This is a genomic window from Jeotgalibacillus sp. JSM ZJ347 (genome assembly GCF_044383825.1).
Classification (GTDB): domain Bacteria; phylum Bacillota; class Bacilli; order Bacillales; family Jeotgalibacillaceae; genus Jeotgalibacillus.
Map to the genome: position 1 here is coordinate 1,009,019 of NZ_JBISEN010000001.1, position 20,404 is coordinate 1,029,422.

The following is a 20,404-nucleotide window of genomic DNA, read 5'->3' on the forward strand; positions in this document are numbered from 1 at the left end:
TTTATGATGTGAAAAGAGGAGGCTGACTAATATGAAATTTGGTATCGCAGTATTTCCTTCAAAAAAATTGCAGGATCTTGCTAACTCATACCGTAAGCGTTATGATCCACACTACTCGCTTATTCCGCCTCATTTGACTTTAAAAGAGCCATTTGATGCAACGGATGATGAAATTAATAAAATTGCAAAAAAACTGGGCGAAGTCGCTAAGAATGCTGAACCTTTTACATTAAGAGCTTATAAAATCAGTTCATTCCAGCCTGTGAACAATGTGATTTATATGAAGGTGGATACAGTACCTGAACTGTTAAACCTTTATGAGACACTAAATAAAAGTGACTTTGGAAAAGAGTCACAATACTCATTTGTTCCGCATATTACCATTGCACAGAAGCTTTCTAATGATGAACATTCTGACGTATATGGGTCACTTCGCATGGCTGGTGTGGATCATGAAGAAACAGTTGACCGGTTCCATCTGCTGTATCAGCTTGAAAATGGGTCATGGACCGTATACGAAACTTATCGTTTAGGTGGCGACAGCTGATGTATGTGAAGAAAGTTGAAACAGATCAGGAATTACAAGATGCTTTCGAAGTGCGTAAAGAAGTTTTTGTAAATGAACAGAGGGTGCCTGAAGAATTAGAACTTGACGCGTTCGATCAAACAGCTACTCACTTCGTATTGTATGCTGAAGAGCAAGCTTCAGGTGCGGGAAGATTCAGAATCAAGGATGGTAAAGGAAAGGTCGAAAGGGTTTGCGTCATGAAAACGCTTCGCGGGCAGCAAGCAGGCGTTCTGCTAATGACAGAAATTGAAAAGTATGCCCAAGACACAGGGCTCCCTGCACTTATTCTGAATGCACAGACTCATGCGCTTGGATTTTATGAAAAGCTCGGATACCGTGTGATCTCAGACGAATTTATGGATGCGGGGATCCCTCACTTTACCATGCAAAAAGAGCTTTAATCTTAATCAAAAAAAGCAGCTGCTTGAAATGTGCAGCTGCTTTTTTCTTTCTATTTAGATTGAAGCATTAAAGTTTTGACCTTTACCTGTCACTTTCGGTATCAGATGCGGCGGGATCGTCTGGATGTGAAAGATCGGTGCATCACCGCTCCTGAAAGAAGTTTCACGTTTCTTATCATCTTTGCTCATTTCCTGTTCGAGTTCCTCTTCAAAGTCTCTATCAGATCTGCGCAGCGGACTGACTCTTTGAACAGGCGTTAAATAGTACGGATCGTAATCTTTCATGGTTACCCTTTCGGCATACTGCTGATACTGCAGTTGGTTAACTGGCGCGATATAGCCCATTCTTATCACCTCCGAATTGTATTTATTATTACCTTTTTTACATGAAATTAAACCTTTTCATATACTTTACGAACACATTCAAATTTATTTGGGGGTTATTTTTTGTTGATCATATTAGACAATGTCTGATAATCAATTTTTTCCCCTTTTGAGGAAACGGTTTTTGCTATTTTTTCTTCCATTTCTTTTGTGATTGGTTTACCTGCTGCAGCTGCTACCTGACGTACCAGCTTTTTTACGGTCTGTTCGTCATTAAAATCTGCATGCTGAAAGGCATTAGCAAGTGCAAAAAGCTGATCCATACTAACCCCGGTTTTATTCTCTATCTTCTTAAAAAAAGCATCATTCATATTTAAACCTCCCTTTGATTGTCAAAAGCCACCCCATACCGGAGTGGCTTTCGCGCTTAATAGTAGAAGCTCGCGCCAACAATAACTAACAGAATGAAAAGCACAACAATCAGCACAAACGTAGAGCCGCCATTGTACCCGCCATAATTGCCATATCCGCAGTTGCCGTACATACCTTCACCCCCTGACTTCTATATTCTATGTAGGAGGTAAAAAGAAAGAGTGGGCTTAACGTTCAGGCTTTAGGTTTAAATATTAATGCGCCTATAAATCCAAAAATAATGGCTGCTGAAATGCCAGAGCTCGTAACTTCAAACATACCAGTCATCACGCCAATCACACCGTGTTTCTCGGCTTCCTGCATAGCTCCGTGCAGCAGTGCATTGCCAAATGAAGTGATGGGCACCGTTGCACCCGCTCCGGCAAAATCAATCAGCGGTTCATATAAACCGAAGGCTTCAAGCAGAGCTCCGCTGACAACCAGCGCACTCAGCGTATGTGCTGGAGTCAATTTCAATACATCCATCATTAATTGTCCGATCACACAGATCAGCCCACCAACAACGAATGCCCAGAAAAACATCGGAATCATTCTATTGCCCCCCTTTCCCGGGACTGACCAGTGAAACCGCGTGAGCAATGCAAGGAATCGTTTCTTTTTGCTGGAAAGTGAGCGGTGATAGAAGTGCTCCTGTTGCAACAACCAAGATCCGTTCAACAGTCCCTGCAGCTAACTGATCTAGAAAATAACTGTAGATCATTGCAGCAGAACAGGCAGGACCGCTTCCTCCCGCCTGCACTTCCTCAAGCCCCTTATAAATTAACTTTCCACAGTCAAGGAACTGATTATCTGTCAGATAAATATTCTTTTTCTGTAATATATCCTTCACTGTTGCATGACCAATCTCAGCTAGATCCCCTGTAATAATTAAGTCATAGTCATCAGGTGTTTCCCCGCACTGGGTCAGATGTCTTTCAATGACATCAGCTGCGGCCAGTGACATGGCAGCACCCATATTAAAAGGATCTGTAACCTGTATATCCTGCACTCTGCCGATTGTGGCTTTTTCGATAGATGCGAGCGAATTTTCACGATTGGTACTGACGATCACAGCACCTGCAGCTGTCACCGTCCACTGTGCTGTCGGTGGCTTTTGCCCGCCATATTCGGTCGGATATCTGAATTGCTTTTCTGTTGCTGCATTGTGACTTGATACGCCTGTTAGTACACGGTCTGTGAATCCGCCATCTACAAGGGCCCCCGCTAATGCCAGTCCTTCCATTGAACTGGCACATGCACTAAAGATCCCGAGATATGGTATTTCCAGTGTTCTGGCCGTCATGCTGCTTGGTGTCATCTGATTAATAAGATCTCCTGATATCAGGCAATCAATGTCATCTCTCGTCAGACCTGCTTTTTCCAATACTTTATCTGAAGCAGTCTCCATTAATTTTCTCTGAGCCTTTTCGAATGTTCTCTCACCCATATATAAATCTTCAAAAAATATATCAAATGAAGATGAATATGGACTGTTTTTTTCAAAAGGACCCGCCGCTACTGCAGAAGATATAATAGAAGGGAGTGAAGTAAAATGCCAGGTTTTCATTCAGATGACTCCTATCTGAATCAGAATGGTTTTAATCAGTGCAATAAAAAAAGCTGAAATCACACCAAATACAATGACAGATCCCGCAAGCTTAAAAATATTTCCTCCTACCCCAAGTACCAGCCCTTCACTTCTATGTTCGATTGCAGCACTGACCACAGCATTACCAAACCCAGTCACCGGTACTGCACTCCCCGCACCTGCAAACTGCCCAAGTTTTTGATAAAGCCCAAATCCTGTAAGCAGCATAGAGAAAAAAACCATGACTGCTACAGTTGGATTCCCCGCAGTCTGCTCGGTAAATGGAAAGTAGCTGATTAATAAGAGCGTCACGAGCTGCCCAATCATACAGATAAACCCGCCCACTAAAAATGCTTTCAGACAGTTTTTCAAAACGGGTCTTTTGATTTCATGCTGATCTGCTGCGTCCTTAGATTGTCTGACCCATTCATTTGCCACGTTGATCACCTCTTAGGTCATTTCTTTTTTTAAATTAATAATTTTCGCGATCTCATCCATCGCTTCTTTCTCATTCATCGAGTCAGCTGCCCACTTGTCCGAAAAGTCATAGAGCTCGAGAAAGATTTTATAATCACTTGATAGCACTATTTCTTTGTCAGGGTACTTTTCTTCAAGAAAGATTTTCATTTTTTTTTCGATCTCTTTCATTTGAAAACGGTGAAGATGCTTTACTTTATAACTGACAACAAGTGTTGAGTCTGCGGCAACCACGACTGAATCATACAATTCTTTCGTATCTTCAATGTGCTCGGCTACCTCTTTAATTGTCCCATCTTCAGAATCATGAATTTTGACATGGACAGGACCTATCTGTTCAACCATTGCACATCCAACTAACATCACTGAACAAACCGTGAGCAAAATCATCTTCTTCATCTCATCGCCTCTTTGTTGTAATGAATACAGATAGTTTGTTCTTACCTGAAAGGTTTTATGCCTAATTTTAAAAAACACGGCGAATGACCACTCTTTGGAATCGTGATTTGAATAAAGTATATAGAATTCAAGAAAAGGAGGAGAAAAAATGAGTTGTGGCAAAAGAAATGATGTCGGCGGAGTAGAAGATCATCACCACCGTAATTGTGTATGTGAGGTTGTCCGCGCTATAAAAGATATTCAGGACAATGCTGTAGATGTAGACTGCCAGCCTTGTTTGACAGACTGCTTTTTAGAGCCGCTTGGGGACCTTGTTGCGCCTTCAAGAAGACGTCGTGCAGACACACGCGTATTTACACTGAAGACAAAAGACGGTTCACCTTTCCATGCTTTTTATAAAGATACTGACCTTAAAGACCATGATTGCGTCTCAGTATTTTTCAGAGTTGAATCAATTTTTGACGGATGCTGTGCTACACTTCGCGTACTTGAGCCGAGAGATCATCACGGTAAAGAAGTGGACCTTCTTAACGAATGTGGTACAAAAATCAAGTTGAGCAAGCTTTGCAAAGTGGTTGACTTTGATTCTACAGACAGCTGTGTAACGGTTGATTTGAGCTGCTTCTGTGCGGTTCAGTGTATTAAAGACGTATACCTTGGGGTTTGTGACTAATTAGGGAGTTCTCCCTGATCTTTCTCTGCAAAAAGACATCCTTTAATCAGGATGTCTTTTTAGCATATTGGAAATTAATAAATATAAATCTCGCTTAGTTCACCTCTGATAACTGTGACGTCTTCACCTTTGAGTGTTTTAATTGTCAGCTCATGAGAATCGTGTTTTGACAGGACCCCATGAATTTCAATTCCATCTTCTTTTAGAAAACGGCATTGAAACGGCGCTCTCCGCCCTTCAAATGCACTAAGATAGTCGACTTTTTCGTGAAGTGTCATTTTTCTGAAAGGCTTCAGCTCTTTAAAAGTGAACGTTTCTTTCTTAGGCTCTTTGTCAGCTTTTTTTTCTGGATCTTTCTCATATGGAGACATTTCAGCGGCTGTTTCTTCTACATAACCAAGCGGAGGTACTTTTGTTTTTTTAACCGGCGTTTTTTCATGAGTTGAAGGAGCCTGATAATATTGCTGCATGACTGGCTTTATTTCAGGAAACTCAGGCTGGTTGACATAAAGAAGCGGACGCCCCTTTTTATGCAAAACTTCACTCCCTTTAACTGTTAGTGGTTCAGTATATGTATGATATTGAAGTTGTATTCAAGATAATGAGCTGTTGTGGTGTTTGGCAGTTCGGCGGGAAATAATGGGTGTTCAACGGGAAATGACCGGGGTTCGACGTTTAGCGTCCGGGGTTCGCGACTTAGACGTTCATGTTCGACGCAAAACCCGCCATGTTCGCCACTTAGGGCCTTTTTACCTATCCCACCGCCCGACTAAACCACCCGACACATCAGAAAAAAGACTTATCAGCAAATGCCGATAAGCCTTTTCGTTAACCTACGATATGATAGCCTGAATCTACGTGCAGGTTTTCACCTGTCAGTCCGCGTGAGTAGTCACTGAATAGGAATGCTGCTGTGTCTCCTACTTCTTCAGGTGTTGTATTTCTTCTCAGCGGTGCTTTTTCTTCAATCTCTTTCAGAATAGAGTTGAAATCATTGATTCCTTTAGCTGAAAGTGTTCTGATTGGTCCTGCTGAAATTGAGTTTACACGGATATGATCTTTCCCAAGATCTCCTGCAAGGTAGCGTACGCTTGCTTCAAGTGAAGCTTTTGCTACACCCATCACGTTATAGTTAGGCAGAACACGCTCACCGCCAAGGTACGTCAGTGTCACAATACTTCCGCCCTCAGTCATAAGTGGACGTGCTTCTTTCGCAACGGCAGTCAGTGAGTAAGAACTGATATTATGTGCCAGAAGGAAATTATCACGGTTTGTATTTGTATACTCGCCCTGAAGGTCCTCTTTAGCAGCAAATGCAATACAGTGTGCAAAACCGTGGATCGTGCCAACATTTTCTTTAATTGTGTTAAAGCATGATTTAATTTCATCGTCATTTGTAATATCGCATGGCAGTATTAATTCGTGATTTCCTTTTAATGTGCTGACAAGGTCACGCACCGGCTTCTCAAAGCGTTCTCCTGCATATGTAAAAACGAGGTTCGCGCCTGCTTCATCAAGTGATCTTGCAATTCCCCAGGCAATACTTCTTTTATTCGCGACGCCCATTACAACAATTGTTTTTCCTTTAAGTGATAAGCTCATTTTGTCCTCCTTGTTTAGAACAAGTTATTAGTACCTGATACTAACTTAACACATTTTAATGAACGTAGGCAATATATATTTGTGACCGGGACGCTTTCCGGACGAAAGTTGCTTAGCCTCACCTCAAAGGGGTCTTAGCTTCCCTCTATTCGTCCGGGCGCCGCTGCCTTACGCTATAAATAACTCATAAACGATGTCGCAATCCCAAAGTAAATCAGAATACTGATAATATCATTAATCGTAGTAATAAATGGTCCGGATGCGACGGCGGGGTCTATATTAAACTTGTGCATGACAAGCGGCACTAAAGATCCGGCAAGTGTTGCAACGATCAGTGAAGCAAAAATTGAAAATCCGACGAGCAGTCCAAGAAAAAATTGTCCCTGCCAGACGTAAACAATTCCTGTGACCAGAATCCCGCAAACAGTACCAGTAATCAGGCCGGTCCCCGCTTCTCTCATAATCAATTTCATTTTACTTTCATCTTTAATATCACCTGTCGCAATGCTTCTTACAGCAACAGCCAATGCCTGCGTTCCTGTATTCCCTGCCATCCCCGCAATCAGTGGAATAAAAACAGCTAATATAGCTACCTGCTCAAGGGTATCTTCAAAGCTTCCGATCAGATTCGCTGTGAGCATTCCCAGAAATAATAATGCAATCAGCCATGGCAGACGTTTTCTCGCTGCTCTGATCGGTGTCCGGTCACGGGAATCCATATCTGAGACCCCGGCAAGTTTGGAGTAGTCATCAGACGCCTCTTCATCAAGGACATCAATGATATCATCGACAGTAATAATCCCGAGTAAATGCTGCTGAAAATCCACAACAGGTAAGGCAAGAAAGTCGTAGTCCTTCATCATTCTTGCAACGTTTTCCTGGTCTTCACTTACAGAGACAGAAACCACTCTGTCTGACATGATTTCCTTAATAAGCCTGTCTTCTTCTGACGTAATCAAATCTCTGAGGGAGACGACCCCAACGAGCTGTCTGTCCTCATTAATCACGAATGTATAGTAAATGGTTTCTGCATCCGGCGCTTTATTTCTTAAGATCGCCATTGCAGACCGGACAGTTGAATGTTCCGGTATCGAAATAAATTCTGTCGTCATAATGGAGCCGGCAGTATACTCTTCATAATGAAGAAGGTTTTTAATTTCTTTCGCTGACTCCTGATCCATGATGGTCAGATAACTTGCTGCCTGGTCTTTGTTCAATTCATTTAATACATCAACCGCATCATCTGTGTACATATGACTCAGCGTATCTGCTGCATACTGTGCATTCATCTCAGCAAAAAGCGGTTCATAATCCTCATCGTCCGCATCAATGTTTTCAATGATTTCTCCCATTTCCTCAGGAGATAAGTACTCATAGATTTTTACACGCTGATCCGGTTCTAATTTGAAATAAAACTGCGCACGGTCATAAGGGTGCAGATTAAAGTATTCATCCCTGAAAACGTCAAATTCATTGTTTTCGAGTGATTGTATTAGATCGTCTTCATTTAATTCTGTTTCTCTTTCGCGTTCCTGTTCAGCCATTTAATCCACACTCCTTTCATTTTGTTTATGCAGCCCTTCAGTGATATTTTATCCTGTTTGGTGGTACACTGAGAAATAATACGACAGAACTGCTAAAAAGCACACTTAATATAAATATCGCTTTTTGAGGGAAAAATCAATGGTTCATACCAATTAGGAGGCTGTTATGAAAATTGATATCATTGGTGATATACACGGTTGTCATCAAGAATGGGTTGCGCTAACGAAAAAGCTTGGTTACTCCTGGAAAACCGGACTGCCTATTCACCCCGGCGGCAGACAGCTTGCTTTTGTCGGAGACCTGACAGACAGAGGACCTGATTCTGTACAGGTGATCAAAGATGTTTTCGGTCTGGTGAAAGACCATCATGCTTATTATGTACCCGGGAACCACTGTAATAAGCTTTATCGTTATTTAAAAGGAAATAATGTTAAGCTGATTCACGGACTTGAGACCACTGCAGCAGAATTTGAACGCCTGTCAGAGAAGGAAAGACAGGAAGTAAAGAAACAGTTTTTAATCCTCTATGAAGAGGCACCTCTTTATCACGTTCTTGATCACAAACGTCTGGTCATTGCACATGCAGGAATCAGAGAAGAAGACATCGGGCAGTTCAACAAACGCGTCGCTGTATTTGTCCTATACGGTGATATTACCGGAGAAAAAAATGAAAAAGGCCTGCCTGTCAGAAAAGACTGGGCGAGGCACTATAAAGGGAAGCCATGGATTGTATACGGTCATACACCTGTGCATGAGGCCAGGTTTAAAAACCGTACAGTTAATATTGATACGGGTGCTGTATTTGGAAACAAATTAACTGCAATACGGTATCCTGAGATGGAAATCGTATCGGTCCCTTCTACGATGAATTATAACCCTGAAAAGTTCAGAGACAGCGAACTGGCATGAATGTTAACCATTCATGCCAGTTTTTTTCATACACGCTATCATATCCGCAGGTAAAGGTGATTCAACTTCAATCCAGTCATGCGTGACCGGATGCGGCAGTGAAAGCTTTCTGCAGTGTAGCGCCTGTCTTGAAATGAAATCAAGCTTTCCGCCATAAAGGTCATCACCTGCCAGTGGATGACCCAGCCATGCAGCGTGGACCCTGATCTGATGCGTCCTGCCTGTTTCCAGTGTGAATGAGAGCATTGTATGCCGATCGCCTGCAGCTAATTTCTTATAATGTGTGACTGCCCGCTGACCATCAGGGTCAACCATCCTTGTGATGATACTCCCTGGCTCACGCGAAATCGGCTGATCAATCGTGCCCTCGTCGTTTACAACCGCCCCTTCAGCGATTGCATGATACTCTCTATTCACCAGATTTGATTGCTGCATCTCACTGAGAAGGTGGTGAATATGCGCATACTTTGCAGCCAGAACAACACCTGAAGTATCTTTATCCAGCCTTGTTGCAATATGAATACCAGCTGCAATCTCCTTTTTATCAAAGTATCCTGCAAGCGCATTTGCAAGTGAACCGGTCTGTGCATCTCTTGAAGGGATTGTATTCATGCCAGCCGGCTTATGAACTGCAAGCAGCCAGTTGTCTTCATACAATACTTCAAGACCAAGATCCTCAGAGATCAGCGAGTCACTTCTTGTTTCAGGAGGAAAATAAACTCTTATTCGGTCCCCTGTATGGCACTCTCTTCTGACCGTTACTTCTTCATGATTCAGATAAAGTCCGCCACCACCATACTTTATCGCTGTCAGCCCTCTTTTAGAGATCCCCTTCAATCCGACGAACTCACGAAGCAGAAGCCCATGTTCTTCTGAAGTGACGTTCCATTCCATTTTCAAGCGTTTATCCATCGATAAATGAGTCATGTACTCTTTTCCAAAATGGGAACGGCCTGAACCTTGCAAATCTGATTTTCTCGTCAGCCACACGGTACTGAATGGATTTTACATCTTTATGAACCAGGGTTAAATGGTCAATGGTAATCATAAAATCTGAACGGTTCACAGGCTTTAACATACATGTGTGATGTGCAGGCATAATGAGCGGTGATCCCACTGTCCTGAACACTCTGTTGTTAATTGAAGCCATTTCCGCTAATTGGATTGATGGGAGTGAAGGGTGAATGATTGCTCCCCCAAGGGCTTTATTATAGGCAGTAGATCCTGATGGGGTTGACAGACATAATCCGTCTCCCCTGAACACTTCAAAGTGCTGTCCTCTAATTTCCACATCCATTACCAGAGTGCCATCTACACTTTTAACAGTTGATTCATTCAATGCTAAATAGCGGGTTTCACGTCCTCCGTTTTTATAACGGATAATTGCTTCCATCAATGGATATTCAATAATCTGATAGGGTGTTTTAGCAATGGCAATCACAAGTTTTTCAATTTCATCAGGTACCCAGTCAGCATAAAAACCGAGGTGACCAGTATGTACGCCGACAAACGCCGTTTTTGATAAGCGGGAGCTGTATCTGTGGAAAGCATAAAGTAAAGTTCCGTCCCCACCGACCGAGATGACAATCTCAGGTTCTTTTTCATCATATTCAAGATTAAAATCTTTTAAGTATGTGCGCATTTTATGCATAAGTGCGTTTGATTTTGCGTCACCTTTTGATGTAATAGCAAATTTCATCGTGTCCCTCCTCTATTCGTTTTTTCGGTTACCCTTATCCGGATTTCCTTTTTCCTTCTTTTTCTGAAAGAAGGCCTGCGCTTCCTGAATTTCCTCCCTGATCTCAGACATTTCCTCATCAAGTCTGAAGGCTGCTTCTGCAGCGCGTTGCAGCCTGTTTTGGATATCCTCCGGGAACTGACCCTGATATTTATAATTTAGTGAATGTTCAATTGTCGCCCAGAAATTCATTGCAAGCGTCCTGATCTGAATCTCAGCAAGAATTTTCCGTTCTCCATTAATCGTTTGCACAGGGTATTCAATCACTACGTGGTAGGATCTGTATCCGCTTGATTTCTTATGAGAGATATAATCCTTTTCTTCAACGATGATAAAATCTTTACGCTGTCTCAAAAGTTTAACCACTTTTTCAATATCATCTACAAACTGGCACATCATTCTGACCCCTGCAATGTCCTGTATCTGATAAGCTAGCTGATTGAACTGACGCTCAGAAATCTCTTTTTCCCTTGCTTTATCCAAAATGCTTGCAATGGGCTTTACCCTTCCTGTAACAAATTCAATCGGGGAATGAGTCTGTTCAAGTTGAAATTGTGTACGCATACCTTTTAATTTGATTTTCAATTCATCTACAGCCTGTTTATAAGGCTCCAGAAATGTTTCCCATTTCATCAGCATCACCCCGTCAGTTTGTCTAACTCAGGTTTATCTAGTCCATTCGTTGCCTTTACATTTTATCACAGAGCCCTGCCGCTTTCACCTTTCCATTGAAGTTTCAGCTCAAACACTCCATAATATGAGTATTAACGAAAAGGGGCGCTAACCGTGCAGGAGCTAGAGATAGAATTTAAGAATTTGCTTACAAAAAGTGAATACAAAAAGCTTTACCAGGACTTTGAGATGGATCAGCCAATGCAGCAGGTTAACCATTACTTTGACACACCACTTTTTCATCTGAAAGACGCTCATTCCGCTTTGCGTATAAGAGAAAAAGGCGGAAAGCTTACTTTAACGCTAAAGCAGCCGGTGGAAGAAGGGATATTGGAAACGCATCAGACTCTTACACGACTGGACGTTGAAGATATGCTTTCAGGCGGTGGACTGATTGGTGGAGAAATCGCTGATATGATGGAGCTGATGAATATTTCAACTCAGGATATCGTTCACTTCGGTTCACTTGAAACGAATCGGACTGAGAAAACATACAAAGGCGGACTATTGGTGCTTGATCACAGTTCTTACCTTGGTCATGAGGATTATGAACTTGAATACGAAGTTTCCTCCCACCAAGAAGGAAAAGAAAATTTCCTCTCACTACTTACGTCCTACAAAATTCCTGTCAGAGAAACCGATAATAAGATTAAACGGTTCTATAAAGCCCGCTTCATGCAAAATCGTGAAGGAGGAAAATGATGAATATCAACTCAGTAAATAAGCTGATGGAAATGCAGGCAATGCGTACATTAGGATCAGCTAATCCTGAAAGCAGCAACATGGATTTCTTTCAGCTGATGCAGCAAAGCTTGCAGGCAAATCCTAACCAGCTTGGCTCTGTCGCAAGTCTTGTGGAACAGCACAAGCTCCAAAACGCTATGAACATGCAGCGACCTGTCATCCAGTCACCGCTGGAATCAACAGCACAAACATTTGAGAAAAAAACCAATCAAGCTGAACCGCTTGACCGGATCATCAGTCAGGCTGCTGCAAAGTATCAGGTTTCTGAAAAACTGGTCAGATCCGTTATTCAGCACGAATCTAACTATAACCCTGATGCAGTCAGTCATGCCGGCGCTTCAGGACTAATGCAGCTGATGCCGGGCACAGCGAAGTGGCTTGGTGTTCAAGATATCTTTGACCCTTCTGAGAATGTAAATGCAGGTGTAAAGTATCTGCGGGATATGCTGAATAAGTATAATCAGGACCCGAAGCTTGCACTTGCAGCGTATAATGCAGGACCTGGTAATGTAGATAAGTACAATGGTATTCCCCCATTTAAAGAAACAACCAACTATGTGCGAAAAGTAATGGATACTTATATGAGCTGAAACGTCTGCCTGCAGGCGTTTTTTTATACGCAAGCGAAGTATTTGAGAAAAGAAAGGGTGGTTGCTACAATAGTTATACATTCGAACTACGGGCGTAAAGGGGTTTTTTTATGACTGAACAGAATAGAACACCATATGAGTATATTGGTGAAGCTAAACTAACTGAACTCATTAACGCTTTTTATACCAGAGTTGGCAATCACCCTGAATTACAATCGATCTTCCCGGATAACCTGACTGAAACTGCCAGAAAGCAAAAGCAGTTTTTAACGCAGTATCTTGGAGGACCACAGCTTTATACAGAAGAACATGGTCATCCGATGTTAAGAGCGAGACATCTGCCTCATGAAATTACACCCTCACGCGCTGATGCATGGCTGAGCTGTATGAACGAGGCAATGAACGAAACCGGTGTTGAAGGTGAATTCAGAGATGCATTATATTATCGCCTGACTCTGACGGCAAAGCATATGGTCAACACGCCGGAACATGAAGGTGATCCATTGTGAGTGCAAAGAAATGGACAGATGCCAGCTGGTATAGTCAGGATCAGAAGCCGCTTGAGATTTATCTTTTTATTGATCCACTCAGTGCAGATTGCTGGGCACTTGAGCCTAAAATCAAAAAGTTATTACTGGAATATGAACCATATGTCAGAATCAAGCACATCTTAAGCAGCAGTCTGGATACGCTGAACTGCCAGACTGAAAAAAAGCGCAAAGAAATCGCGAAGTCCTGGAATGAAACGGCTATGAAATCCGGTATGCCATGCGACGGCAGTCAATGGTTAAGTAACCCTGTGAAATCTCCATTTCTTGCATCAATCGCTGTAAAGGCTGCTGAAATGCAGGGTAAAAAAGCAGGAAGCAGATTTTTACGGTCTATCCAGGAACAGCTTTTTGTAGAACAAAAAAATATCTCCGATTATGATGTCCTGCTGCAGTGTGCTGAAAAATCACGTCTGGATCTTGAAGAATTCATTCATGATATGAATTCAGCTACTGCATCAAAAGCATTTCAATGTGACGTAAAAATAGCCAGTGAAATGGAAGTTAATAGTACACCAACTTTAGTTTTCTTTAACGAGAACATTGAAGATGAAGGAATTAAAGTTGATGGGTTATATCCATATGAAATTTATTCTCAGATCGTTGAACAGATGCTCGAGGATACACCGGAGAAAAATCAGCTGCCTTCAATTGAAGAATTTTTAATGAGATTTAAGATTGCAGCTACCATTGAAGTCGCAGAAGTCTATAGTATTTCTGTTAAAGAAGCTGAAAAGAAGCTCAAGAAATTAATGTTTAATAAAAAGGTTGAAAAAGTTGAAGCAGGAAATGGGACGTTTTGGCGTTATATCTTTTGATTTTTCATAGTGAAAAGGCCCTCACAAATGTGAGGGCCTTTTCTTACGAACAAAGGGGATGGGAGAAATTTTTCACGGTCAAACAAAGGGGTATATGTTTGTATGTGATCAATTTCACACCTTTATTTTATCATGTATTTACAAGTGTGACAAGTCAATAGGTTTTAAATTTTAGTGAACTTCATATATTTATTAGCGGGAGGCATTTTTATGAAGTTATTCAGAATGTTGATGCTGATTATGATTATCCCATCAGCTTTTATTTATCATTTGTTTGCTTTAATGGAGATCTATTCTGTTACGTTGTCTTCTGTACTGTTGTTTACCTCGATCACAGTATTTTTATGGACGTTTTATCAGCCCAGGAGATTTAGAAGGTAGCATGTAAAAAAGCTCTGCTTAAGTGGGCTGGTGATTTCCGCTCCAGGGGGAACGCTTTCCGCATGGGTGGACCGTTTTTTGGTCCCATTTGAGCCTCCTCATTGCTGCGCGCCTGCGGGGTCTAACCTGACACGCTTCTCCTGCTGGAGTCGTCCCCCTTAAGCTCCAATCACCAGCTGCGTTAAAGCAATCATTCACTTTAATAAAGCAAATAAAATAATAGAACCCGAAACAAATTTGTTTCGGGCTCTGGTAATCGTTTCACTATGCTTCACTAACATACTATTTTAAAACGAATGATACTGGTTAACCCTTAGTTCATACGGTCAAGGAGGGCTTCCATTTCGTTCAGCTTTTCTTCAAAGACTTTGCAGGCTTCTTCGATTGGTTGAGCAGTTGTCATATCCACTCCGGCTTTTTTCAGTACTTCAATCGGGTAATCAGAACTTCCCGCTTTTAAGAATTCGTTAATATAGTTCTCTACTGCTGGCTGCCCTTCATCAAGAATTTTTTTGCTGAGTGCAGTGGCTGCGCTGTAGCCTGTCGCATACTGGTATACATAATAATTGTAGTAGAAATGAGGAATTCTTGCCCATTCAAGGCCGATTTCCTCATCTACGATCAGCTCGTCACCAAAATACTTTTTATTCAGCTCATAATACTCTTTAGTGAGTGAATCTGCAGTAAGGGCTTCCCCGTCCTGAGCCATCTGATGAATTTTGTGTTCAAACTCAGCAAACATCGTTTGTCTGAATACAGTGCCTCTGAAGCCTTCAAGGAAGTGATTCAGAATATAAAGGCGCTTTTTCTCATCTTCAATCGTTGCAAGTAGGTGATCATTCAGTAATGCTTCATTACATGTAGATGCAACTTCCGCGACAAAAATGGAATACCCGCTGTCATGATATGGCTGATTTGCTCTTGAATAATAGCTGTGTACACTGTGTCCGAATTCATGAGCAAGTGTAAACAGGTTATTTACATTATCCTGCCAGTTCATCAAAATATAAGGGTTTGTTCCAAAGGCACCTGAAGAATAAGCACCACTTCTCTTCCCTTTATTCTCTTCAACATCCACCCATCTGTTCGCAAGTCCTTCTTTAACGACACTCAGGTATTCTTCTCCAAGCGGTTTTAATCCTTCTGTCATCATTTCCTTCGCCTCATCATAAGGGACCTTCATCGCAGCATCTTTTACAAGAGGCGTATACAGATCATACATATGAAGCTCTTCAAGACCTAGCACTTTTTTACGCAGCTTCACATAACGGTGAAGCAGGTGAAGATTCTTGTTGATCGTACCTGTAAGGTTTTCATATACATCTTCAGGAATGCTGTTATTTGATAAAGCAGCATGTCTTGCAGAACGGTATTTTCTGATTCTTGCGTTGAAGTTATCTTTTTTCACCTGTCCGCCAAGTGTTGATGCAAACGTATTGCGGAATTTCCCATACGTTTTGTATACTGCCTTAAATGCATCACGTCTGACACGTTGGTCTCCACTTTCAAGGAAGTTGATAAATCTGCCGTGTGTGACCTCTACTTCTTCCCCATTTTCATCCTTAATCGTAGGGAAAGTAAGGTCTGCATTATTTAAAGTACCAAACGTATTGGCAGATCCATTCAGTACTTCAGAAGCTTCAGCAAGTAAGCCTTCCATTTCAGCTGTCAGGACATGAGGTCGCTGTGCATTTAATACTTCAAGAGAGTGTCTATAAGTTTCAAGTTCAGGCTTTTCCTGAAGAAATTGATGAATTTTTTCTTCTTCAATTGATAAAATCTCAGGAAGCATGAATGCAAAAGCACTGCTGACCTGTGAAACCAGGTTTTTAGCGCGATCATCCATTCCCTGATAAGTTGAATTACCGGTATCCTGATCATGACGCATGTGAGAATATGTATATAGTCTTTCAAGACGTTCCATCACAGCATCCTGGAACTTCAATGCATCATAAAATGTATCAGCACTGTTACTTAAAGTTCCCTGAATTTGATCAGCTTTCTTTGATTCCGCTAATACTTCTTTATATTCACTATGCCAATCCTCGTCTGTTGCAAAAATAGCCTCAAGATTCCAAGTTAACTCTTCTGGCACTTCATTTCTTTCTTTCAATTTCTTTACTGCTTGACTAGACATTTTGCTCCTCCTATCATTTCATTACTCGAACTTTCTTTATTTTCTCTTTTTTTAAAACAAGTTGCAACTATCTTCTATTATATTCCTTTATAATGAGATTTTTCTTCTCATCATGAAACTTTTTTATCATTTCAGAACGGTTATGCGCACAAATTCCGTTCGATTCTAATGGAGTGAGCGTATATCCATTTTGGTGTTTATTAATAAGTTTACACTCGAGAAGCAGTTGGAGCAGCTCTTCTACTGCGACCTCTAAAAAGTCTGAAGGCAATGGTTCCATGTAGCTTCTCGCATTTAATACTCTTTTATGCATCAGCTGCTTCAGTTCTCCTATTAAATGAGTATTATAAAAAACATGACTGCTCCTGATCTTCAGATAAAGATAAAACTGCCATTCCATCGGTGAGCATGAGAAATAGACATTACTTTTCAACAAGACCCCAACCCATGGTGGTGTTTCAAATAGGGAGACAGCATTTTCATATAGTTTTCTCATTAAAGGGTCCCTGACACTTTTACGGTATTTAAAAATATTGATCAGCCATTTCTCGTTCATTTTTAGGTGTGACTCATACATTTTTTCTGTTATTTGATATATAGAGATTGGATATGATGGAAAGCGTATTTCATTTTGTGGGAGTGTTGTATAGCTTGTAGCAAAAAGGGTTTTACTGAGCGGGATAAGGTGATGATAGATCGTGAAGGATTGTTCTTCAAAAGAATAAGTGAGGAGATAATACTGATCGGTTAGATGAGAATATCGGATAAACTGCTGGTGAAAGGAAGACAGCTTAATAATAGAAGCTTTCTGGATGAATTCAGCTGGCAAAATCCAAAATGGAATGACGCCGATTTGCCGGTAATCTGAAGATCTGATCCGCTGCAGTTCAGCTGAAAGCGGTGAGCACTGAAATTCAACTGCAAATTCTGCATGTGACGTTTTGATAGCCAGGTCTGCTCTTCTATTGATTTCATGATACGTTTTTTCAAGTTCCGGATGTAGGGACTGTTGCGTAAACCATTGATATAATGATGTTTTTGCCTGCAGGTGAAAAATAGATTCATTTTCTGAAAATCCGGTGCAGGACGCTTTTGACTGATGGGCAAAATGAGGGATCACTTTTTTTCCGGCCTTAACAAGGACAGTAGTTTTACAAGAGGGACATCTGAGCTGCTGGCTTCGCAGCGCATTGATGCGGGGATTGTTATGTTTTTCCTGATATAACGATACCTGTTCTCCAAGTAATGTTTCTGCAATGAGCATTAGTTTCCTCCTTTATATCATTAAAAAAACTGTACTGCTGCTTAAAAAGGTGAAAGCAGACAGTACAGTTAATTGTTAACCGAAGTGTTCAGTAATCTGGTTAAATACCTGATCCTTCATAATGACTTTCCCGTACTCTTCAAGACGGTGAACAGTCACGTTTGAGTCATTTCCATACTCAGCCAGCAGGCTTGAGATGTTTTCGAAATCATCTTCTTCAAACTGATTTTCAGGGAACTCAATATACATAAAATAATGATTTTCGTAAGAGAAAAGTTTCGTAATTAAGCGCTCTTCATGAGCAAATCTCTTTGAAAGGGCGATGACATCTTCAAAGTCCTGAAAACGCATGACGAGTTTCATTTCCATTTCTTCCTGCTGGTCATCTTCCATATCAAAATGCTGATCAAGATAATCTTCAATCTGGTTGGATATTCCGGCTCCATTTTTATCATCCTGCATAGGCAATTCAAACTTCTGTCCATCCTTTGTCACTTGTGCTTTTGTAACGAGGATTTCAAGACCTTTTTCTAAAGCCTGCACCTGAATCCAAAGCGGACCTTCTACGGTAAAGTCTTCTTCCTGATGAACCTCATCCATCATTTCCCAGAAGAGTTCTTCACTTTTATCACGGTTATACCAGATTTCTTCTCTGTCAAACCCTCTGTCTTCTATATCTCCATAAGAAATATAAAACTTTACAGTATGATCATTAATACGTTCAATTTCCATCTTTCAACTCTCCCTTCCTATGTGTTGGATGAAGGGAATCTCCCCCCTAGTCATAGGTAGTACAATCGGACTCAAAGAATAGGGTGATCTTTCTACTCTTATATTGTATGATAATTCTGCCATAAAGGGAAATTATATGGCGTCTAATTATTTTAAGGATTGTCATTTGAGTGTAGACTATTCCGTCATTTATTTCAAGCAGTGAAGCTTATTGAATTGTAAACTTTATTAAGTGGAAAACGGTGATCATGACCTGCTGAATATGCCCACTTTTTTAACCAGCTGCCGAACAATCTGATAGACCTTACGAAGCGTATCGATCCATTCCTCAAATAACTGCAGGCATGTTTTAGAACTGATCAACTTAAGGATTTGTTCACTTATACAAAAAGACTTGTCCTATCGCTAAAATGGGACAAGTCTTCGCTATTTGATATTACTAAAATTAATTTACCATTTTTTGCGCTTCAAGAAGCTGGAATGTACGTACTTTTCTCGGCAGGAATCTACGGATTTCATCTTCATTGTAACCTACCTGAAGACGCTTTTCATCCATGATAATTGGACGTCTCAATAGTCCCGGGTTTTCCTGAATCAATTCGAATAGATCCTGCAGCGGCAGTGATTCTAAATCAACATTCAGTTTTTGAAAGATTTTAGATCTTGTAGAAATGATCTCATCTGTTCCATCTTCAGTCATTCGAAGCACTTCTTTGATTTCCTCAATACTTAACGGTTCAGAGAAGATGTTTCTTTCTGTATATGGAATCTCATGTTCTTCCAACCAGGCTTTTGCTTTCCTGCATGATGTACAGCTAGGTGAAGTGAACAAAGTTACCATGAACCATTCACACTCCCTCAATTTAAAAAGTTTTATACTTCAATATCTTCTACGATCAGTTCCTAGATTAAAATCGTTTTAAAAAGATATCTTAAATTCATTATACACAAATAAGTTTGTTTTGAATAGGCTCTTAACGAAATTGTCATATAAATGAGAAGAAGCCTTATCTAATTCAACCTTAATGTAGTTATTCCCGATTATAGTATAGTTAAACATTAATGAAACAATTTGTTCTATTCATTCTCATTTATAATAATTTAATTGAAAATATTATATTTCTTTTAATACGTCTTCTGCATTTTCACGATCTTTTTTAAGTACTTTTTCTACAGGTTCATACTCATCACCATAAAAGGTTTTGTCTTTATACGTGTGAATATCCTCATATGTTTTTTTCATCGCTTCGTAAATAACTTCTTCACTTTCATCACCAGGTGCCCAATATAGAATTTCCATTGAATTAATCTCATTTGTAGCTAAAGATCTGCGATTGTAACCGATAGAAGTTGCATGTTGAAATCCGGCTCTCTTATAAAAACGGAGACGCTTTTCAGTATCGGTATCTTCATAATCAACCGGTTCAACTTCCAGTATAATCGGTTTATTTTTATCTTTTAATTTCTGGATCAGTTTTCCGCCCAGACCTTCCCCTCTGGCACTGCTGGAAACAAAAAGGTAATCGATAAATAGAAAGTCTTTTGTTTCAACATACATCAGCACATGCTTTGGACCTTCATCTTTATGGTAAATGTCGCTTCTTTCTTTTAGAAGCGTTTCCATATGTTCGCGGGATTTCATTTCTTCAACCGGAAAATAGTCGCGCAGTTTTTCATACCAGTGCATAGTAGATCCCCTTTCAGCTTTCGAAGTTATTAGTTGAGTAGTGATGAGGTTATAGTGAGGGTGTGTCTAACCTTTATACTATTCCCTTTATATTCATTTTAAAACCTGTTCATTTGTATTTATTTCGCAACAGCTTATCCTCCCACAGACGCAATATAAAAAGCCGGCACAAAAAAAGGTGCCGGCTTCTGTGATG

27 protein-coding genes are annotated in these 20,404 nt (G+C 40.7%); 9 read left to right on the forward strand and 18 right to left on the reverse strand.

The window, feature by feature from the left end; translation table 11 throughout:
• The first annotated feature begins 31 nt into the window (after positions 1 to 31).
• Positions 32 to 547 (forward strand): YjcG family protein, encoded by a 516-nt coding sequence (locus ACH6CZ_RS05135; protein ID WP_374096332.1) that lies wholly within the window; start codon positions 32 to 34, stop codon positions 545 to 547.
• On the forward strand, positions 547 to 969 hold the full coding sequence (locus tag ACH6CZ_RS05140) for a GNAT family N-acetyltransferase (protein ID WP_374096333.1): 423 nt from the start codon (positions 547 to 549) through the stop codon (positions 967 to 969). The genes ACH6CZ_RS05135 and ACH6CZ_RS05140 overlap by 1 nt, the downstream gene beginning before the upstream one ends.
• Positions 970 to 1,023: 54 nt before the next feature.
• Here the strand turns inward: ACH6CZ_RS05140 and ACH6CZ_RS05145 are convergent, their stop codons facing one another.
• From ACH6CZ_RS05145 to ACH6CZ_RS05175, 7 genes are all read right to left on the reverse strand, one after another.
• Positions 1,024 to 1,314, reverse strand: coding sequence for a hypothetical protein (locus ACH6CZ_RS05145; protein WP_374096334.1), 291 nt, complete (start codon positions 1,312 to 1,314; stop codon positions 1,024 to 1,026).
• 95 nt (positions 1,315 to 1,409) lie between these two features.
• Positions 1,410 to 1,664 carry a stage VI sporulation protein F gene (locus ACH6CZ_RS05150; RefSeq protein ID WP_374096335.1) on the reverse strand — a complete coding sequence of 85 codons (255 nt, stop codon included), beginning with the start codon at positions 1,662 to 1,664 and terminating at the stop codon, positions 1,410 to 1,412.
• Positions 1,665 to 1,720: 56 nt separating this feature from the next.
• A complete protein-coding gene (locus tag ACH6CZ_RS05155; protein ID WP_039808466.1) occupies positions 1,721 to 1,837 on the reverse strand; it encodes a YjcZ family sporulation protein in 117 nt (38 codons plus the stop codon).
• Positions 1,838 to 1,899: 62 nt separating this feature from the next.
• A complete protein-coding gene (gene spoVAE / locus ACH6CZ_RS05160; RefSeq protein WP_374096336.1) occupies positions 1,900 to 2,256 on the reverse strand; it encodes a stage V sporulation protein AE in 357 nt (118 codons plus the stop codon).
• Position 2,257: 1 nt separating this feature from the next.
• Positions 2,258 to 3,271: a stage V sporulation protein AD gene (gene spoVAD / locus ACH6CZ_RS05165; RefSeq protein WP_374096337.1), complete on the reverse strand. Its 1,014-nt coding sequence runs from the start codon at positions 3,269 to 3,271 to the stop codon at positions 2,258 to 2,260.
• Positions 3,272 to 3,730, reverse strand: coding sequence for a stage V sporulation protein AC (spoVAC, locus tag ACH6CZ_RS05170; RefSeq protein ID WP_374096338.1), 459 nt, complete (start codon positions 3,728 to 3,730; stop codon positions 3,272 to 3,274). It lies immediately after the preceding gene.
• A 12-nt stretch (positions 3,731 to 3,742) separates the two neighbouring features.
• Positions 3,743 to 4,168, reverse strand: coding sequence for a sporulation protein (locus ACH6CZ_RS05175; protein ID WP_374096339.1), 426 nt, complete (start codon positions 4,166 to 4,168; stop codon positions 3,743 to 3,745).
• A gap of 148 nt (positions 4,169 to 4,316) precedes the next feature.
• On the opposite strand from ACH6CZ_RS05175, the gene ACH6CZ_RS05180 reads away from it, so the two are divergent.
• The gene (locus tag ACH6CZ_RS05180) at positions 4,317 to 4,841 is read left to right on the forward strand and encodes a CotY/CotZ family spore coat protein (RefSeq protein WP_374096340.1); all 525 of its coding nucleotides are present in this window, start codon (positions 4,317 to 4,319) and stop codon (positions 4,839 to 4,841) included.
• Positions 4,842 to 4,915: 74 nt separating this feature from the next.
• Here ACH6CZ_RS05180 and ACH6CZ_RS05185 read toward each other — a convergent pair whose 3' ends face one another.
• The 3 genes from ACH6CZ_RS05185 to mgtE all read right to left on the reverse strand — a co-directional run bounded on the left by ACH6CZ_RS05185 (position 4,916) and on the right by mgtE (position 7,987).
• The gene (locus ACH6CZ_RS05185) at positions 4,916 to 5,377 is read right to left on the reverse strand and encodes a CotO family spore coat protein (RefSeq protein ID WP_374096341.1); all 462 of its coding nucleotides are present in this window, start codon (positions 5,375 to 5,377) and stop codon (positions 4,916 to 4,918) included.
• 292 nt (positions 5,378 to 5,669) lie between these two features.
• Positions 5,670 to 6,443, reverse strand: coding sequence for an enoyl-ACP reductase FabI (gene fabI / locus ACH6CZ_RS05190; protein WP_374096342.1), 774 nt, complete (start codon positions 6,441 to 6,443; stop codon positions 5,670 to 5,672).
• A 173-nt stretch (positions 6,444 to 6,616) separates the two neighbouring features.
• A complete protein-coding gene (gene mgtE / locus ACH6CZ_RS05195) occupies positions 6,617 to 7,987 on the reverse strand; it encodes a magnesium transporter (protein ID WP_374096343.1) in 1,371 nt (456 codons plus the stop codon).
• 166 nt (positions 7,988 to 8,153) lie between these two features.
• On the opposite strand from mgtE, the gene prpE reads away from it, so the two are divergent.
• Positions 8,154 to 8,897, forward strand: a complete 744-nt coding sequence (gene prpE, locus ACH6CZ_RS05200) for a bis(5'-nucleosyl)-tetraphosphatase PrpE (RefSeq protein WP_374096344.1) — start codon at positions 8,154 to 8,156, stop codon at positions 8,895 to 8,897.
• A 3-nt stretch (positions 8,898 to 8,900) separates the two neighbouring features.
• On the opposite strand, the gene ACH6CZ_RS05205 is transcribed toward prpE, so the two are convergent.
• The 3 genes from ACH6CZ_RS05205 to yjbM are packed head-to-tail and all read right to left on the reverse strand — an operon-like array spanning position 8,901 to position 11,268.
• Positions 8,901 to 9,824: an RluA family pseudouridine synthase gene (locus tag ACH6CZ_RS05205; protein WP_374096345.1), complete on the reverse strand. Its 924-nt coding sequence runs from the start codon at positions 9,822 to 9,824 to the stop codon at positions 8,901 to 8,903.
• Positions 9,802 to 10,596, reverse strand: coding sequence for an NAD kinase (locus tag ACH6CZ_RS05210; protein WP_039808459.1), 795 nt, complete (start codon positions 10,594 to 10,596; stop codon positions 9,802 to 9,804). Before ACH6CZ_RS05210 ends, ACH6CZ_RS05205 begins: the two co-directional genes overlap by 23 nt.
• 12 nt (positions 10,597 to 10,608) lie before the next feature.
• Complete coding sequence (yjbM, locus tag ACH6CZ_RS05215; protein ID WP_374096346.1) at positions 10,609 to 11,268, reverse strand: GTP diphosphokinase; 660 nt, start codon at positions 11,266 to 11,268, stop codon at positions 10,609 to 10,611.
• A 153-nt stretch (positions 11,269 to 11,421) separates the two neighbouring features.
• On the opposite strand from yjbM, the gene ACH6CZ_RS05220 reads away from it, so the two are divergent.
• The 5 genes from ACH6CZ_RS05220 to ACH6CZ_RS05240 all read left to right on the forward strand — a co-directional run bounded on the left by ACH6CZ_RS05220 (position 11,422) and on the right by ACH6CZ_RS05240 (position 14,388).
• Positions 11,422 to 12,009, forward strand: coding sequence for a CYTH domain-containing protein (locus ACH6CZ_RS05220; RefSeq protein WP_374096347.1), 588 nt, complete (start codon positions 11,422 to 11,424; stop codon positions 12,007 to 12,009).
• Positions 12,009 to 12,641 carry a lytic transglycosylase domain-containing protein gene (locus ACH6CZ_RS05225; protein WP_374096349.1) on the forward strand — a complete coding sequence of 211 codons (633 nt, stop codon included), beginning with the start codon at positions 12,009 to 12,011 and terminating at the stop codon, positions 12,639 to 12,641. The genes ACH6CZ_RS05220 and ACH6CZ_RS05225 overlap by 1 nt, the downstream gene beginning before the upstream one ends.
• Before the next feature lie 110 nt (positions 12,642 to 12,751).
• Positions 12,752 to 13,150: a globin domain-containing protein gene (locus tag ACH6CZ_RS05230; RefSeq protein WP_374096350.1), complete on the forward strand. Its 399-nt coding sequence runs from the start codon at positions 12,752 to 12,754 to the stop codon at positions 13,148 to 13,150.
• The gene (locus ACH6CZ_RS05235) at positions 13,147 to 14,007 is read left to right on the forward strand and encodes a ClpXP adapter SpxH family protein (RefSeq protein WP_374096351.1); all 861 of its coding nucleotides are present in this window, start codon (positions 13,147 to 13,149) and stop codon (positions 14,005 to 14,007) included. Before ACH6CZ_RS05230 ends, ACH6CZ_RS05235 begins: the two co-directional genes overlap by 4 nt.
• A gap of 210 nt (positions 14,008 to 14,217) precedes the next feature.
• Positions 14,218 to 14,388 carry a hypothetical protein gene (locus ACH6CZ_RS05240; RefSeq protein ID WP_374096352.1) on the forward strand — a complete coding sequence of 57 codons (171 nt, stop codon included), beginning with the start codon at positions 14,218 to 14,220 and terminating at the stop codon, positions 14,386 to 14,388.
• 313 nt (positions 14,389 to 14,701) lie between these two features.
• Here the strand turns inward: ACH6CZ_RS05240 and pepF are convergent, their stop codons facing one another.
• The 5 genes from pepF to ACH6CZ_RS05265 all read right to left on the reverse strand — a co-directional run bounded on the left by pepF (position 14,702) and on the right by ACH6CZ_RS05265 (position 20,208).
• Complete coding sequence (pepF, locus tag ACH6CZ_RS05245) at positions 14,702 to 16,525, reverse strand: oligoendopeptidase F (protein WP_374096354.1); 1,824 nt, start codon at positions 16,523 to 16,525, stop codon at positions 14,702 to 14,704.
• A gap of 67 nt (positions 16,526 to 16,592) precedes the next feature.
• Entirely contained in the window at positions 16,593 to 17,789 is a 1,197-nt protein-coding gene (locus ACH6CZ_RS05250) for a competence protein CoiA (protein WP_374096355.1), read from the reverse strand.
• Between the two features lie 75 nt (positions 17,790 to 17,864).
• Positions 17,865 to 18,521, reverse strand: coding sequence for an adaptor protein MecA (gene mecA / locus ACH6CZ_RS05255; RefSeq protein WP_374096356.1), 657 nt, complete (start codon positions 18,519 to 18,521; stop codon positions 17,865 to 17,867).
• Positions 18,522 to 18,966: 445 nt separating this feature from the next.
• Positions 18,967 to 19,362: a transcriptional regulator SpxA gene (gene spxA, locus ACH6CZ_RS05260; protein WP_039808451.1), complete on the reverse strand. Its 396-nt coding sequence runs from the start codon at positions 19,360 to 19,362 to the stop codon at positions 18,967 to 18,969.
• 273 nt (positions 19,363 to 19,635) lie between these two features.
• On the reverse strand, positions 19,636 to 20,208 hold the full coding sequence (locus ACH6CZ_RS05265) for a GNAT family N-acetyltransferase (RefSeq protein WP_374096357.1): 573 nt from the start codon (positions 20,206 to 20,208) through the stop codon (positions 19,636 to 19,638).
• Positions 20,209 to 20,404: the final 196 nt, after the last annotated feature.